The sequence below is a fragment of the Nostoc sp. genome, from assembly GCF_036916985.1.
Taxonomy (GTDB): domain Bacteria; phylum Cyanobacteriota; class Cyanobacteriia; order Cyanobacteriales; family Nostocaceae; genus Nostoc.
Genome location: NZ_JBALFD010000012.1, coordinates 122,205 through 138,864, shown reverse-complemented (window position 1 = coordinate 138,864; position 16,660 = coordinate 122,205). Strand labels below are relative to the sequence as shown.

General features: G+C 42.2%; 13 protein-coding genes. 6 read left to right on the top strand and 7 right to left on the bottom strand.

What is annotated here, in order from left to right; all coding sequences use genetic code 11:
- Positions 1 to 120 precede the first annotated feature (120 nt).
- Both V7L07_RS02770 and V7L07_RS02765 read left to right on the top strand, forming a co-directional pair.
- The gene (locus V7L07_RS02770; RefSeq protein WP_335054837.1) at positions 121 to 1,071 is read left to right on the top strand and encodes a UDP-glucuronic acid decarboxylase family protein; all 951 of its coding nucleotides are present in this window, start codon (positions 121 to 123) and stop codon (positions 1,069 to 1,071) included.
- Positions 1,072 to 1,217: 146 nt separating this feature from the next.
- The gene (locus V7L07_RS02765) at positions 1,218 to 2,609 is read left to right on the top strand and encodes a UDP-glucose dehydrogenase family protein (RefSeq protein ID WP_335054835.1); all 1,392 of its coding nucleotides are present in this window, start codon (positions 1,218 to 1,220) and stop codon (positions 2,607 to 2,609) included.
- A 207-nt stretch (positions 2,610 to 2,816) separates the two neighbouring features.
- On the opposite strand, the gene V7L07_RS02760 is transcribed toward V7L07_RS02765, so the two are convergent.
- Entirely contained in the window at positions 2,817 to 3,611 is a 795-nt protein-coding gene (locus V7L07_RS02760; RefSeq protein WP_335054833.1) for an LmeA family phospholipid-binding protein, read from the bottom strand.
- A gap of 445 nt (positions 3,612 to 4,056) precedes the next feature.
- Here V7L07_RS02760 and V7L07_RS02755 point away from each other — a divergent pair, with 445 nt between their 5' ends.
- Complete coding sequence (locus V7L07_RS02755; protein WP_335054831.1) at positions 4,057 to 5,742, top strand: DUF262 domain-containing protein; 1,686 nt, start codon at positions 4,057 to 4,059, stop codon at positions 5,740 to 5,742.
- Between the two features lie 19 nt (positions 5,743 to 5,761).
- Here V7L07_RS02755 and V7L07_RS02750 read toward each other — a convergent pair whose 3' ends face one another.
- From V7L07_RS02750 to V7L07_RS02730, 5 genes are all read right to left on the bottom strand, one after another.
- Positions 5,762 to 6,097 (bottom strand): hypothetical protein, encoded by a 336-nt coding sequence (locus tag V7L07_RS02750; RefSeq protein WP_335054828.1) that lies wholly within the window; start codon positions 6,095 to 6,097, stop codon positions 5,762 to 5,764.
- Between the two features lie 102 nt (positions 6,098 to 6,199).
- Complete coding sequence (locus V7L07_RS02745; protein ID WP_335054826.1) at positions 6,200 to 7,450, bottom strand: competence/damage-inducible protein A; 1,251 nt, start codon at positions 7,448 to 7,450, stop codon at positions 6,200 to 6,202.
- A gap of 163 nt (positions 7,451 to 7,613) precedes the next feature.
- Entirely contained in the window at positions 7,614 to 8,897 is a 1,284-nt protein-coding gene (gene glyA, locus V7L07_RS02740) for a serine hydroxymethyltransferase (RefSeq protein WP_335054825.1), read from the bottom strand.
- A 555-nt stretch (positions 8,898 to 9,452) separates the two neighbouring features.
- Positions 9,453 to 10,226 (bottom strand): aquaporin Z, encoded by a 774-nt coding sequence (gene aqpZ / locus V7L07_RS02735; RefSeq protein WP_335054823.1) that lies wholly within the window; start codon positions 10,224 to 10,226, stop codon positions 9,453 to 9,455.
- Between the two features lie 413 nt (positions 10,227 to 10,639).
- On the bottom strand, positions 10,640 to 11,728 hold the full coding sequence (locus V7L07_RS02730; RefSeq protein ID WP_335054821.1) for a RuBisCO accumulation factor 1: 1,089 nt from the start codon (positions 11,726 to 11,728) through the stop codon (positions 10,640 to 10,642).
- 648 nt (positions 11,729 to 12,376) lie between these two features.
- Here V7L07_RS02730 and V7L07_RS02725 point away from each other — a divergent pair.
- The 3 genes from V7L07_RS02725 (at position 12,377) to V7L07_RS02715 (ending at position 15,623) form a co-directional block, all read left to right on the top strand.
- Positions 12,377 to 13,315: a response regulator gene (locus V7L07_RS02725; RefSeq protein WP_179065141.1), complete on the top strand. Its 939-nt coding sequence runs from the start codon at positions 12,377 to 12,379 to the stop codon at positions 13,313 to 13,315.
- 150 nt (positions 13,316 to 13,465) lie between these two features.
- On the top strand, positions 13,466 to 14,158 hold the full coding sequence (gene ubiE, locus V7L07_RS02720; RefSeq protein ID WP_335054819.1) for a bifunctional demethylmenaquinone methyltransferase/2-methoxy-6-polyprenyl-1,4-benzoquinol methylase UbiE: 693 nt from the start codon (positions 13,466 to 13,468) through the stop codon (positions 14,156 to 14,158).
- 229 nt (positions 14,159 to 14,387) lie between these two features.
- On the top strand, positions 14,388 to 15,623 hold the full coding sequence (locus V7L07_RS02715; RefSeq protein ID WP_335054817.1) for a DUF445 domain-containing protein: 1,236 nt from the start codon (positions 14,388 to 14,390) through the stop codon (positions 15,621 to 15,623).
- A gap of 199 nt (positions 15,624 to 15,822) precedes the next feature.
- Here the strand turns inward: V7L07_RS02715 and V7L07_RS02710 are convergent, their stop codons facing one another.
- On the bottom strand, positions 15,823 to 16,650 hold the full coding sequence (locus V7L07_RS02710) for an Rpn family recombination-promoting nuclease/putative transposase (protein ID WP_335054815.1): 828 nt from the start codon (positions 16,648 to 16,650) through the stop codon (positions 15,823 to 15,825).
- Positions 16,651 to 16,660: the final 10 nt, after the last annotated feature.

Sequence of the window (16,660 nt, the reverse complement as noted above, 5' to 3'; positions counted from 1 at the left end):
AACAACGCTTTTTGATTGAACCTTGTTCTTTTTATTTGTTTTGTATTTTTGTACCCAAGCTGGGTAATCTAAAAGTAAGTGCAATAGCTACTGAAAATATTTGTAAGTAACTGGGAAACTATGAGAATTTTGGTAACGGGCGGTGCTGGGTTTATTGGTTCCCATCTCATCGACCGACTAATGGCTGCTGGGCATGAATTAATATGCTTGGATAATTTTTACACTGGTCATAAACGCAACATTCTTAAATGGTTAGGTCATCCGTACTTTGAACTAATTCGCCACGACATAACCGAACCAATTCGCTTAGAAGTGGATCAAATTTATCATTTAGCTTGTCCAGCTTCACCGGTACATTACCAGTACAACCCAGTTAAAACCGTTAAAACTAACGTGATCGGAACACTGAATATGTTGGGGCTGGCAAAACGCGTAAAAGCGAGGTTTTTCTTAGCTTCAACTAGTGAAGTATACGGAGATCCAGAAGTTCATCCCCAGACTGAAGAGTATAGAGGTAGCGTCAATCCCATTGGGATACGTTCATGCTATGACGAAGGTAAAAGAATTGCTGAGACTTTAGCATTTGATTACTACAGGCAAAATAAAGTTGATATTCGAGTTGTGCGGATATTCAACACCTACGGGCCCAGAATGTTAGAAAACGATGGTCGGGTGGTGAGCAACTTTATCGTTCAAGCCTTACGGGGTAATCCTTTAACCGTATACGGTGATGGTTCGCAAACTCGTAGTTTCTGCTACGTTTCCGATTTGGTAGAAGGATTCATCCGCTTAATGAATAGCGACTACGTTGGCCCAGTTAACTTGGGCAATCCTGGTGAATACACGATTTTACAATTAGCACAAACCGTGCAAAATATGATCAATCCAGACGCGCAGATTAAATTCGAGGCATTACCTTCGGATGATCCCCGGCGTCGTCAGCCTGATATCACAAAAGCAAAAACTTGGTTAAATTGGGAACCTACCATTCCTCTGCAAGACGGGTTAAAACTGACAATAGAAGATTTTCGCGATCGCATTCAAAGCGATGTCAATAATTCAATCACTTGAGTGGCATCTCGTGTCACTCTGATTTTTCATGCAGGCTCATCCCAGATAACTAATACGCTTAGTGGCTGAGTTTACTGCCAGTGTGTAAGTGTCAAATTAAGAACTTATTGTTGAAAACTAAGCCCAAAAAAGTGAGGAGTTAAAAAATGCGTGTTTGCGTGATTGGTACTGGTTACGTTGGTTTGGTTACAGGTGCTTGTTTGGCTCATATTGGGCATGATGTAATTTGCATAGACAACAACGAAGAAAAAGTTAAATTAATGAAGTCTGGGCAGTCTCCAATTTTTGAACCGGGACTCTCAGAAATTATGCACTCTGCCATTCAATCGCAGAAAATTCAGTTCAGCACCGATCTCGCCGCCGGAGTCGCCCACGGAGAAATCCTGTTTATTGCTGTGGGAACACCACCTTTACCCACAGGTGAAAGTGATACTCGTTACGTCGAAGCTGTAGCCCGTGGGATTGGGGAAAATCTCAACGGTGGTTATAAGGTGATAGTGAATAAATCTACAGTACCCATTGGCTCAGGTGACTGGGTGCGGATGATTGTTCTAGATGGGATTGCGGAGCGTCAGAAAATCCCAGTAACCGTCGGTGGAGGGTCGAGTGATCAGAAATTACCTGAGTTTGCATCTGAGTTTGATGTAGTCAGCAATCCAGAGTTTTTACGCGAAGGTTCGGCAGTTTACGACACCTTCAACCCCGATCGCATTGTACTAGGGGGCAATAGTCAAAGGGCAGTAGCCTTGATGCAACAACTGTACTCCCCAATTGTCGAACGTAAATTCGCTGCCGATCAATCTTTACCCCCTGTGCCAATTTTGGCAACAGACCTCAGTTCGGCGGAGATGATTAAATACGCCGCTAATGCCTTTTTAGCCACTAAAATTAGTTTTATTAACGAAGTTGCTAATATTTGCGATCGCGTCGGTGCTGATGTTACCCAAGTAGCTAAAGGTATTGGTTTAGATTCCCGCATTGGCAACAAGTTTTTACAAGCTGGTATTGGTTGGGGTGGTTCATGCTTCCCCAAAGATGTCTCCGCTCTGATTCACACTGCTGATGATTATGGCTATGAAGCCCAATTACTCAAAGCTGCTGTCAGTGTCAACGAACGCCAGCGGTTGATTGCTTTAGAAAAACTCCAGCAAGTTCTAAAAATTCTCAAAGGCAAAACAGTCGGACTACTTGGACTCACCTTCAAGCCAGATACCGACGACTTACGCGACGCTCCAGCACTCATCCTAATTGAGCAGCTAAATAGACTGGGAGCTAAAGTCAAAGCTTACGACCCCATTGTTTCCCAAACTGGTCTGCGTCATGGGCTTTCTGGTGTGTTAGTAGAAACTGATGCCGAAAGACTAGCTGATGGCTGCGATGCTTTGGTACTGGTCACGGAATGGCAGCAGTTTAGCACTCTCGACTATGTGAAGATGGCAAAATTAATGGCTCATCCCGTTATCATCGATGGTCGTAACTTCCTCGACCCTGAAACACTTATACGCGCTGGATTCCAATATGTAGGCGTGGGAAGATAGAGAGTTAGGAACTTCCAAATAAAATTTATTTCTTGGAAGTCCCTTAGGAGCTAGGAGTGATAAATAAAAATTAATTACAACCTTAATTAATAACTCCTAACTCCCTTCAAAACCTAAATATTTAAATACCGCCTAGATTTAGTCTAGGCGGTATTTAATTTGTTTAAAGCTTCGCTTTAGGTTGCATTTTTGCGTGATATTTTAATTTCAAGAGCTATGTGGAATACGTTCAATTTCAGCATATCCACTGAAAATAAGTTTTTGACCTTCAGTTTCTAATCGGTTGAGCCGCATTTTCACTCCATCGAGGTCAAAGCGATCCAGATCAACCATATTATCTAAAATTTCTACCAGTGCCACACTCAAGGTTTGTGAGATTTCCCGTTGTGTTTCTGGTACTTGGTCAAGCTGGATTTTTGGATCTTTGAAAGAAACTCGCCGCCGCCTTTCAATGCCTATAGCTAGGATCATACTCAGGGGTACAAGTTCGCCATTGTTTAAATCAGCTTTTGCTACAAGCTGTAAGCGATTTTCAGGTAATAGCTGTATCTGAACATCCGTAAAGGAGACTGGTTCGCCGCCAGATAATGCCGTCAGTGATGGTACGGTGAGGTTAAGCAGGCGCTTTTTCACCAGTTCCGCGTTAAAGGCTTGGTTGATGCCCGCCTCTGATAATATGACTTGAGCGATCGCTTGAGTCGGTTGTTTAAGGCTGAGTTTGCCACTTAAAACCGAGCCGAAGTCAATAGCCACCGCATCAGTTTCAAAAGACATCTCCTCAACCGCGAAATCTTTCCGAATCACCAAGCCACGACCGCTCATTTTGAAGCTATCAATGCTGCCTTGCAACAGTTTGCTGGAGGGGTAGCAGCGCACAGAGACTTCTACTGACTCGCTTTGCGTAAACAAGTGGCGAATCGTTTGGCTGGCGACCGTGTTGAGCATTCGCTCTCCCCAATCAGTGCCTTTAGGATCTTGTAAACCAGTAAGTCCGCCGAACATGTGGTTTTGGGTCTCTAGAAGTTCTTTGTACTTTTGTAACAAACTGTGAAGAATACAGCAAGCGATCCCGTGATTAATTGTGCTGATGGATAGGAGTTAGATGGCTGATGGTTCACGAGGTAATGTATTAAATATTACTCTTTATATCAATGCTGAAGGACGTAAACACGGGTCAAACACTTTCTGTTTAGGAATGTAAACGGGAAATGCAGCAGAAGTATAACACTTCTAGTGAGGAAATATGAATCAGATGTTGACATTCATATAGAATTTCTGCAAGAAAAGTTATCAATAACTTATTGGTGGGAATACTTGAATTAATACACTCAGACAGCTTCTCACCACTGCTAACTATGACACAGCTAAATCTAGCCTAGCTGATTACCTAAGAGCGGTTTGTGCTGAAGTTTTCATAGCCACAATTTCCCAATAACATACTAAAACCATGAAAGCTACTCAAACCAACTTTCTCAACTTTTTAGAAGGTAACAAGCAATTAATTATCCCTATCTATCAGCGTCCTTATAGTTGGACACTTACTCAATGCCAGCAGCTATGGAATGATATTTTACTTGCTGCTAATGACAATGAGATTTCAGGGCATTTCATTGGCTCATTAGTTTACATGGTAGATACTGTGTATTTAACAGCAGTAATACCTAAATTATTAGTTATTGATGGTCAGCAACGTTTGACAACCCTTTCATTACTACTTTCTGTTTTAAGTAAAGCTATTAAAGCAAGCAATGAAGAAATTGATATTAGTTCTGAAGCACTAGAGGATTTTTATCTTTTTAATAGACATGCAAAGGGTAGTGAACGATACAAGTTACTTTTAAATCAGAAGGATAGAGAAACTCTAATTCGGCTTCTAGGAGATACAGAAATACCTGAGGATAAATCTCAGCAACTTGTTGATAACTACCGATATTTTGAGACTCAAATTCGTAAATTAGACATTGACCTCAATAACCTGTACCGAGGTATATGCAAATTAATGATTGTAGAAATTTCTCTAGAGCGTGATCGTGACGATCCACAATTAATATTTGAAAGTCTAAATTCCACAGGACTTGAGCTTTCGGAAGCAGACAAGATTCGGAACTATGTACTGATGAAACGTCAACCAGAGGAACAGAACGAAATTTACAATCTTTATTGGCATCCAATGGAGAGGAGCTTTGACAAAACCGGAAATTCTGAGTTATTTGACCGCTTCATTCGTGATTATCTGACCATCAAATCTAAATCAGGAACTATCCCTAATATTAGAGATGTCTACAGTAGCTTTAAGATTTATGTACAAAGTAAAAAAGATACTTTAATTAAAGACATAGTAGCGGACGTTTACCATTACTCTAAATATTTTGTAAAGTTAGTTTTTGCTCAGGAAACAGACCAAGAAATTAAGCAATTAATTACGGATATTAACACTCTTAGAGTAGATGTTGCCTATCCATTTTTAATAGAACTTTATGATGATTACGATAAAAATAAAATAGCACGACAAGAATTTATCAGCATTCTCAGGCTTGTCGAAAGCTATGTATTTCGGCGGAGTATCTGTGGCATTTCTACTAGCTCTATGAACAAGAGTTTTGCAACTTTAAGCCGAGAAGTTGACCGAGAAAACTACTTAGAAAGTTTACAGATTGCTTTGAGTAGTAAAAAGAGTTATAAAAGATTTCCAGGTGATGAAGAGTTTCGTCGAGAGTTGGTAGTTAAGGATATTTACAACTTTCGCGGTTGCAACTATCTACTTCGTAAACTAGAAAATTATGAGCGGAAAGAGTTAGTCCACGTTGAAAAATATACTATTGAGCATATCATGCCACAAAACCCTAATCTTTCTTTAGAATGGCAGGCAGATTTGGGAGAACAATGGAAAGAAATTAGAGCCAAGTATCTACACACTATTGGCAATCTAACTCTAACTGGATATAACCCTGAGTTGAGCGATCGCCCGTTTATAGAGAAGCGGGATAAAAAAGATGGTGGATTCGCAGATAGTCCTCTACGTCTGAATCGGGGGTTGCAACATCTGAAACAATGGAATGAAACAGAAATCAATAAAAGAGCAGAATTATTAGCAGATATGGCTGTTAAAGTTTGGTCTTCTCCATGTATGTGAAGTAGGGCGATCGCAACCTCTACACAAAAGTGCGATCGCCTTTCTCATAATGATAAGGATATTCAATTCTAAGTTGGGCGTGAGTGTAATGAACAACATCTAATAAAATGGGGGCAATTAGTAACTCTCTGCGGGCTGCCTCACTAGTCAAACTAATATATGGCAAACTCTCCTCAATACTAGATTTGAGATTTGTGAGTCTGTCTAATTCAATGCTGGACTTTTGTAGATTGAGAGAGGAACGTTTTAAAGAATAGCCAAATTCAGCCAGTATATCTTCTGGCTCGAATGACATCTCAAAATAGCTTCTGAAAGTGTATGAGTGATTTGGCTGGAGGATGGGAATTTTGCTCATAGCTGCATAATTCGTAATTCGTAATTGAGTTTTTTAACATAACATTAGATTTTCAATAGGTTCGATTGTCATACAACTTGTATGACAATCGGAATAGACCTCCTACCTAGTCAACAACTTCCGTCGTAGATTATCCAATGCTGCATTTGCACTCACATAACGAATTAAAGTTCGACCTCGCGCCACACCAAAGTGATACTCAAAACTTGCTACTTCATTCTTTGGCCCAGCTAAACCAACGTAAACTAAACCCACCGGCTTAGTATCTGTCCCTCCATTTGGGCCAGCAATTCCAGTAATACTCAATCCCCAAGTGGTTGCAAGGCGGATTTTGACTCCAACTGCCATTTGCTCTGCAACGATCGCACTTACCGCCCCGAATTTATCTAAATCTTCCTGGTTAACCCCTAGTAGCCTAACCTTCACCGAATTGTCATAAGAAATTACTCCACCCCAGAAGTAATCAGAACTCCCAGAAATATCAGTCAACATTTGCCCTAAACCGCCACCAGTGCAAGATTCTGCTACTGAAAGCGTTTCTCCTGATGCGCGCAACAACTGACCAACAACGGAAGCGAGAGTATCATTATTAACGCCGTAAAAATCCAGTCCGGCAATTTCTTTAAGTTGTTTTTCAATGGGTGCAATTAATGTTTCTGCTGCTGCTTCTGAATTTGCTTTAGCAGAGACTCGCAATCTTACTTCCCCCTTACCTGCATAAGGCGCTACTGTGGGATTTGGCAAGTTCAAATAGGAAGCAACTTTTTCTGCCAAAGCCGATTCACCAATACCCCAAAACTTTAAACTCCGACTGTGAATAATTTCTTTACCCCAACCTTGACTTTTGAGAAACGGTACGGCTGTTTCTTCCCACATCGGATGCATTTCACTGGGAACACCGGGAAAAGTAAAAATTGTGATTTCTGGACGAGGTTGCCAAATAATACCGGGTGCTGTTCCAGTGGGGTTAGGGAGAATTTCTGCACCTTGGGGAATCAAAGCTTGCTTGCGGTTACTTGGTGACATCACCCGACCACGTTGGGCGAATTTTTGGGTTATGTCTTCGATGATGTCAGAGCGTTCTATCAATGGGACTTTAAAAAAATCGGCGATGGTTTCGCAGGTAAGATCATCTGGTGTCGGGCCAAGTCCACCAGTGAAAATGAGAATTTGCGCTCTAGAAATAGCAATTTCTATAACTTGCTTCAACCGCTCTGGATTATCCCCAACCACTGTTTGATAGTAGTGGGGAATACCTAGCTGCGCTAATTGTTGCGCTAAAAATTGAGCATTGCCGTTGAGGATATCTCCTAACAACAGTTCAGTACCAACACAAATAATTTCTGCACTCATTGGATTGGGAAAAGGGAGTAGGGAGTGTGGGATCAGGGAGTAGGGGAGGCAAGGGGGAGCAGGGAAGAAGCAAGGGAGCAGGGAGCAGGGAGAAGAATTTTCCCCTCCGCCCCCCGCACCCTGCCCCTCTGCTTCTTTTCAATGCCCCATGCCCCATGCCCAATTATGCTAATGCTGGTACAGGAATTTCCAGATGAGGATATAAGGGGAAGCGATCGCACAATGCCGCTACCCGTTGCCGACAATCTTGGGTTACTACCTCGGAATCTGGAGAAAGCAGGCGATCGCTAATAATATTTGCAATCTCGGTAAATTCTGCGACTCCTAACCCTCGCGTAGTCATTGCTGGCGAACCTAATCTCAGACCACTGGTAACAAATGGTGATTGCGGATCAAAAGGAATAGTATTCTTGTTAGCAGTAATATTTACGCTACTAACTAGGTTATCTGCCTGCTTGCCAGTTAGATTTACAGAGCGTAAATCTACTAAGATTAAATGATTATCAGTGCCATTAGACACTAACTTTAAACCACGGTTTTGCAGTTGTTCTGCTAAAGCACGAGCATTTTCAATCACTTGGGCAGAATAAGTTTTAAACTCAGGTTTGAGGGCTTCTCCAAAAGCTACTGCCTTACCAGCAATGACATGTTCCAATGGCCCGCCTTGGCTGCCAGGAAAAACAGATTTATCTAGCTTTTTACCTAATTCTGCGTCGCCAGTCAAGATTAAACCACCTCTAGGCCCGCGTAGAGTCTTATGTGTAGTTGTTGTAACTACATGACAGTGAGGAATGGGATCGGGATGAAGACCACTAGCAACTAAACCAGCAATGTGAGCAATATCGGCAAGTAAGTAAGCGCCGATTTCATCAGCAATACTACGGAACTTTTCAAAATCAATTATACGGGGATAAGCCGAATAACCACAAATCAAGAGCTTAGGACGCTCCCTCAGCGCCAGCTCTCGAATTTGGTCATAATCAAGTTGTTCTGTTTGTTGACTAACACCGTAGTGGCTAACTTGGAACCACTTACCTGAGAAATTTACAGGGGAACCGTGGGTAAGATGTCCCCCATGAGACAAATCCATCCCCATAATTTTGTCCCCTGGTTCCAGTAGCGAGAGGAATACGGCAAAATTGGCTTGTGCGCCAGAATGGGGTTGCACATTGGCATGAGCAGCACCAAATATCTGTTTAGCGCGATTGATCGCTAGTTGCTCGATTTTGTCGATATACTCACAACCGCCATAGTAGCGTTTACCAGGTAATCCCTCGGCATATTTATTTGTCAGTACCGTACCTTGAGCCGCTAATACAGCAGCAGAGGTAAAGTTTTCGCTAGCAATCAACTCCAAGTGGTCTCGCTGACGCTGTAGTTCGTCATTGATTAACCCCGCGATCGCCGGATCGCTGGAGGTGAGAAAGTCTGAATTAGTCCTAGTCACTTCAATTATCCTTATGGAAATTTGTACAACGGCTGATTTTAGTTGGACACAGTACCTAAATAACAGTCACAAACCATTGCTTTTGACTGCTATCCAGAGGCGATTGTTCGTCTCCGTACTATTGAGGTTTATTTGTGCCAACTTATTTATTATTAGACCCAAGCTCGATTAATGCATTAATTATCATAACGTTGCTTGTTGAAATCCTCACCTTGCTGCGTGTTGTGAGGTCGTTAGACAGTGTTTTTGATGAATCGGTGTGAAATAATGCTTACTGCGATCGCTGTTGTATGAGATAGGGCGAAAGGCGATCGCTTCAGTCTAGCTGTGGAGGAAATTTATGGTCAGGAGTTTGGAATATATGCTCAAAAAGGTGTGCTTATTTGAAGCGCACCTTTTTGAGAGGACTTGTTGATTGTTCAAAACCAAGGCCAGTTGACTGTTGTAAGGTCTTACTCCCTATTCTCCATCTGTATCCTTCAAGAAGTCGGGGATCTGAGCCTCTCGGTGGAGAGCAATAAATACCAAGCCAACTCGTACAGTTGAAAATGACTTTTAGACTAGCTCTTTGACGTTTTGCCGTTCACCTACGGTTGATTCACTAAAGATAGCTACATACAACCATCCTGCTAAAATAGCTCCCAAGATCGGAGCTATCCAGAATAGCCAGATTTGCGAAAAAAGTTCTACACCTGCAAATAGAGCAACTCCCGTACTACGGGCGGGATTAACTGAGGTATTGGTTACAGGAATGCTAATCAGGTGAATTAAGGTAAGTCCAAAACCAATTGCTAGGGGTGCAAATCCCTTAGGAGCGCGGCTATCAGTTACACCCAGAATAATCAGCAGAAACATGAAAGTCATTACAACTTCAGTAATCAGGCAAGAAAATAGCGTGTAACCACCTGGAGAGTGAGTCCCGTAGCCATTAGTGGCCAATGGGTTGGAGCCAGTTAGGGTAAATCCAGTTTTGCCGCTAGCAATCAGGTAGATAATGCCCGCACCTACAACTGCACCGATCACTTGAGAGGCGATGTAAGGTAGTAAGTCAGACGCCGGAAAGCGCTTACCCGCCCACAATCCAAAGGAAATAGCTGGATTGAAATGCCCACCAGAAATATGACCAAGAGCATAAACTCCGGTGAGGACGGTAAGCCCAAATGCCAAAGATACACCGACTAATCCAATACCTAATGGAAAAGAAGTATTCTCACTGATTTTTGCAGCATCCGCCGTGTAGGCTGCGGCTAGAACAGCGCTACCACAACCACCTAAAACAAGCCAGAATGTACCAATAAATTCAGCCAAGCAACGTTTAGTTAGAGACATTTTCGGAAAACTCCTTGTTCAGCTACAAACGAGTGATAGCTATGTTGGGCAATGCTTGAGTTATTCATTTCAACAGGAAATGCATCGTGTTTGTTTCGCGATCAAACTAAATCGAAACAATAGGAATTTGTTTTTTACTCGAGAATTGTGGTAATAAAATATGAAGATAGCGGAAAAGCTAAAATAACAAAAAAAATACTTAATTTCTTAAGAATTTTGCTTCCGTGATACATTCATTTATTAAGATTTTTGTTCTAGTTAATATAATCTTCTAGACTTCCAGACCTTTTGGGTGTGGGAGTCTAAAATTGAATCAATACGGTTCGGTTAAGGTTTTTGATGAAAATTATAGATCACAAAGACGGCGATTTATTGGGTCTCTTTCCTTAACCAAACAGTATTGAAAATTGAATTTATTCGTCAATCTGCCAGGAATCTTTAGTTAATTCTTCATCCAGAATTTTCTTAGGACGAACGATGATGATAATTTGTCCTAGTAGAGGAACTTCCGGCTCAGTTTCAAACCATTGAAAATCTAATTCACCACCATTTTCAACAACAAAGTAACTAGAGGCATCCCATTGTCGTTGGGCACGATCTATTACTACTACGACTGGCCCGGTTTGGCTTTGGGTTTGGATGGGGAACCGATCGCTATTCGCTAAAATCACTACTGGATCTTCTGCCCCCAAAAGCACTTGCCAACCTGGTAAGGGTATCCAAGCTTGTTCTCCAGAAAACTTGACCATCCGAAATGGTTCAATTTCTGTCATTATGGGCACTGCTTGCAAGTCTTGCCTTGATAATGGCAACTCGCCTACCACGGGCAAGATTCGGGGTAATTGTTCTTCAAATTCCAAACGGTAAAAGGGTAAAATAGGCGCTGGACGCTGAGGAACAGTAGTAAAATCAGTCAGTAGTTGTTCGATTTTTTGCCTTGCGCCTGGCGTGTGAGCAAAGCGTAACCCTTTGGCAATTAGGCGCGATCGCTGTTGTAAATCTGCATTTTGGCGTGCCAGTTTCCAAACTTGGTGAGCAACGGCATCCCCAGGATGGGCAGAAAAGCCTTCTGGTAAAGTGCGGTAATAGGAGAACTCTTTAAGCGCCTTTGCTATTTCCCGTGCTTCATCAGCATCAACATTGTGGACAAAGATCAGTTCGGCGGCGGCGGCGCGTTCTTCTTGAGTAAGTAAACGCAGTTCGTATAAAACATCACTACCCCGTGTGGTGTAGTGCGATCGCGTTGTTTCCGATACTCCAAACTTTTCCAAAGAATTGTAAACTTGAGAACCAACAACTACCTGATTTTGTTGAATTGGCTCAAATCCAGTCGCCTCAAAAATGTCTTGGGGATTGTAACCGGCTTTTAGTAACGAGGCGATCGCTGTTCCCCATTCCACCCAGTTACCTTGTTTTTGCCTCAGCCTTCGCAGTAACTCTTGTGCTACATCGTTATTAGCATTGTCTTCGGGATTCTGAGCGTTGGGTGGTAGATCAGTCATAATCAGAGTGCGAGCTTCAACTTGAGAGGTTAATTAACACCTCATGAGCAAGTCTTATTCTAATCTATGAACTACCCAGCCAATAGAATTGCCTGCGGCACACTGCGTGAACGCAGGCGGCTACACTGGCATTGTCCGCCTCTGCGGACTAAGGTCAAATTAAGGGTTTAAAACCCAGGATCGGTAGCTTTTGTTTATATAGACGCGGTTTCTAACCGCCCGTTTCCCGTTAAGTTGATATCAATGGGCAGTGCCGTGCGGGTATACCTCACTAGATCGGGAAACGCTATAAGGCAATACAGTTCAGAATGAGCAACAAAACACTTGTAGAGACGGCGATTTATCGCGTCTCGAAAACCCAAAATTGTTGCCAGTAGCCCTTAACCCAAGCGTATTGCGCTATAAGGAGGTTTTTAACCTACCTCAGCCATAATGAAAATAGCCAGTTAAGCTGATTTAGTTGGTTCTTACTTTACGATTTTTTCTAATTTGGATATGTGGGCAAGTAAATTTCCTCTGTAGCGCTCACTCTTAGCATTTTAAAATATGCAAAATAACTCCGTATAAACCCTTGGCAATTTTCAGCTATTCTCAACTAAACTTGGTATGGAATATAACAAGAGAGTGAATATTTAAAGGAAATATCTTATGGATAATCCCAGTCTCGAAATTGATAAAGTCCAGTATCAAGTTATGACTCTCGAACGACCAAAAAAGCTGAAAATCTTAGTAGTTGACGATGAGCCAGATAATCTCGATCTACTTTATCGTACATTTCGACGCGACTTTAACGTTCTCAAAGCTGATAGTGGAGTAAACGCCCTACAAGTTTTGGCCGCAGAAGGCGAGGTAGCGGTGATTATCTCGGATCAACGAATGCCAGAAATGAAAGGAACTGAGTTTCTCAGCAAGACTGTACCTCAGTTTCCCGATACTGTAAGAATAATTCTCACCGGATTTACTGATATTGAAGACTTGGTAGAAGCGATTAATGCCGGGCAAGTCTACAAATATATTACCAAGCCTTGGGACCCAGGGGAACTGAAGGCAGTGGTGCAAAGAGCAGCAGAAACATACGACTTGCTCAAGCAACGCACCGAAGAATTACGCCGCGCTCATGCTCAAATGGCGCTATTGAGTGTTTTGGTACAGGTAACTCAAGCAGCTTCTAGCTTAGAGGAAACTCTTGCTCCAATTGCTAGGGCTGTAAGTGAGACTTTTGGGGCAGATGGCTGTATTCTACAACTTACAGATGGAAATACTCTGGTTACGACTCAAGGAAGTTACAGCGATACAGGTACAATAGAAAATTGGTTATCTCAAGACCCACTCACAAGGGAAGCGATCGCCACTGGGCAAATGCAAGTTTCCTTAAATATACTGAAAGACACTAAACTAGTTGATGCTATTCACTACCAAAATACAGGTGTGCAAGCACATTTAGTAATTCCCATTAGCTACCGTAATGAACTTTTGGGCGTATTATCACTACAGTGGAAACAACCCTGCACTTTGCGAGAAGATGAATTAACCCTAATTAATTTATCAGCGCAACTAGTAGCGATCGCTCTGACTAGTAGTCATTAGTCATTAGTCATTGGTCATTAGTCAACAACCAATGCCCCTCAAGAGTGCTGAGTACTGAGTGGGGAATCTTATTTCTTTATTCAGAACTGGGAACTCGGAACTGGCTCAACCCTAGCTATCCGCTAACGGAACTGTTTTGCCCAATATTAAATGAGTAACGAAATTAAGTCCATTTTTAACCGTATTGCTCCAGTTTATGACCAATTGAATGATTGGTTGAGTCTGGGACAGCATCGAATCTGGAAGGAAATGGCAGTAAAATGGAGTGCAGCGAAACCGGGAGATACTGCATTAGATTTGTGTTGCGGTAGTGGTGATTTAGCCTTACGTTTGGCACGGCGCGTGGGAGCAACAGGTAAGGTATACGGAGTAGATTTTTCCCCAAACCTACTCGAAAATGCTAAAGAACGCTCTCAAAAGCAGTACCCCCAACCGGCCATCGCCTGGATAGAAGCTGATGTCCTCAATTTACCCTTTGATGACAACCAATTTGATGCCGCAACAATGGGCTATGGTTTAAGAAATGTTAAAGATATTCCCCGCAGTCTCCAAGAGTTATATCGTGTTTTGAAGCCGGGAGCTAAAGCCGCAATTTTAGACTTTCATCGACCAAGTAATCTTCAGCTACGTACCTTTCAGCAGTGGTATCTGGAGGGTTTTGTGGTGCCAGTTGCCAATTATCTGGGTTTAAAAGAAGAATATGCTTACATCAGTCCCAGCTTAGACCGCTTTCCCATTGGCAAAGAGCAAATAGAGTTAGCTCGTCAAGTTGGTTTTGCTGTTGCCACACACTACCCCATTGTGAGCGGTATGATGGGAATGCTGGTAGTCAGCAAATTTTAGATTTTAGATTTGCAATTTTGGATTGGGGACTACGGAATAGGTAATGGCTAATGGAAAATCGTTAGTAGTTAGTGGAAAAATAACTCATAACTAAATAACCGCCAATTACCAATCCCCAATCCCTAATTTCTAATCTAGAATCCAAAATCCAAAATCCCTTCGGGTTCGGCAGTCCCCCATCGACGGGAACCGCCAAGACGGGGGCTACCTCACCAAAATCCAAAATCCTGTGGACTGGTCTCATCTTTGGCTTTATGTGTCTCCCCCGGTACTGGGTGGAATTATTGGCTATTTCACAAATGATATAGCCATAAAAATGTTGTTCCGTCCTTACCGAGCAATTTACATTGCTGGACGAAGAGTACCCTTCACCCCTGGATTGATCCCCCGCAACCAGGAACGTCTGGCTAAGAACATTTCCAATACAATCATGGGGTCACTGTTGACACCAGAAGAATTACAAAATCTGGCGCGGCGTTTGTTGCAAACAGAACGCGTCCAAGCTGCAATTCTTTGGTTATTGCAGCTGGCGATTGAACAAATCAAAACAGATAAAAACCAGAAAAGTGCCAAAATTGTTGCGGGAATTTTGCGGGATTTACTAGGGGAATCTTTGCCACGATTACTCAAGGTTTTGGCACGACGGGAAGATTTTTTGGAAGCGCAGATCAATCAAATTTTTGACCAGATATTGCTGGAATTTCAACTAAGCGAAGAACAAGCTACGCGGCTGGCTGACTGGTTATTACAAGTAGTTTTACCGCCGGATATGCTACGCCAAGCCATAGTTGATTTTTTGACCGATCGCACGATTCAAATTATCGATGAAGGCTTCCGCGAAAAAACCAGTGGGACTTATTGGGTAGTAGCAAATTTGTTTGGCTTACGTAATACTCTCACACGGCTACGGACTTTTTGCTTGGATGAAAAAGAAGCTACGAATACTCGCTTACAGGAATTGATTCAAGATTTGCAAATGCGCGATCGCATTCGGAAATTACTGCAAAATTTATCATTACAAAACTTGCCAATGGGCACGGTGCGCCAACTCCGAAAGACCACCCGCGAAAGTGTCCGCCATTACCTGCAAAATAGTGGTAGCGATTTTTTACAAGGATTAACTGATTCTGTTGATTGGGAAAATATTGCTGTAGTGCTACTGAATCGCCTTAGTACTTCACCAGTTGTCAGTACTTCTTTAGAAGTGATGAGTCAAGAATTAGCTCTAATTTTAGATAAGTATTTGGAAAAAGATTTAGAAGCAATTGTGGCGCAGGTAATTCCAATTTTGTCTATAGATGAAGTGATAGTTGACCGTGTAAAATCAACTTCACCGGCTGATTTAGAAGCTGCCATTGAGGGAATTGTGAAAAATGAATTGCAGGCGATTGTAACTTTAGGTGGTGTTTTGGGTTTTGTGATCGGGTTATTGCAGACAGTGTTTTTAATATTAAGTCAGTATTAATTTTTTGTTTTTTAACTGTAAAATTTTATCAAATTATAGTTAAAAGTTGCCCAAAATATGAAGTGAGTGAAATTGAGCGATCGCCTTTTGATCGGAGGTGAGAGCGAGATGCGTAGGCGTAGCCTGTCGTAGACATCGCTCTCGTTTTTATTCAGAGTCACTCGGATTTATCCACAGGGTAATAATTACGAATTACGAATTACGTTGACTCACTTTCTATCTCTGTTTGCAACAACTGTACATCTTCAATTGATAACCCAGTCAATTTTGCCACTTCCTCCAAAGGCATTTGGCTTTTGAGAAGATTCACTGCAACTTGCCGAATCCCCTCTTGTAAGCCTTCGGCTCTACCTTGTGCGATACCTTGTGCGATACCTTGTGCGATACCTTTTGCCTGAGCTTCAGCCTCAATCTCTTGATAAATTACAGATTCGCGCATATTATCTCTCCGTAATACTCTTTGAATTAACTCTTTCTCTAATACTAGACCAGCTAAAATTGCCGTGGCAGCTGCGACATTATTCTGCAAACGTTGGTCAGGAATCCCGATGATTTCCTGTGCTACTTGCTGTAATGTACTTGCACGGTCATCTGTTTGACCCAACACCGCTAATGGGAATAAACCTGGATAGCGCAAAAATACTTCTGTCGGCTGTTCCCATAGTCGAACTACCTCAAACTCGTGGCGAGTACCAGGAATGCTAAAAGTATTTTGTTGCACGAGTTCTGAGCTTGTTTCTTTAAGGTATATCACCACTTGACGCATCTGCTTTTGGGGAAAGCGGCGATACACTCGCAAGCGATAATCAATCATGCGAAATGGGATATTAACATCGGGTTGAGTCTGAAACTCTAGGTGAAGCACTAGCTCTGCTGATTCTAGTAAAATTAGCGCATCGGCTCGAATGGGTTCTAGCGAGAGTTCAGAAGGACTTAACTCAGTCAGGGAAATTGGTTCTCCTAACAGCCAGGTAGCAAAGTCGGTGGAAAAGTTTTCGGCGAGGAATTTACAGATATTATCAAACATCCAAAAATCC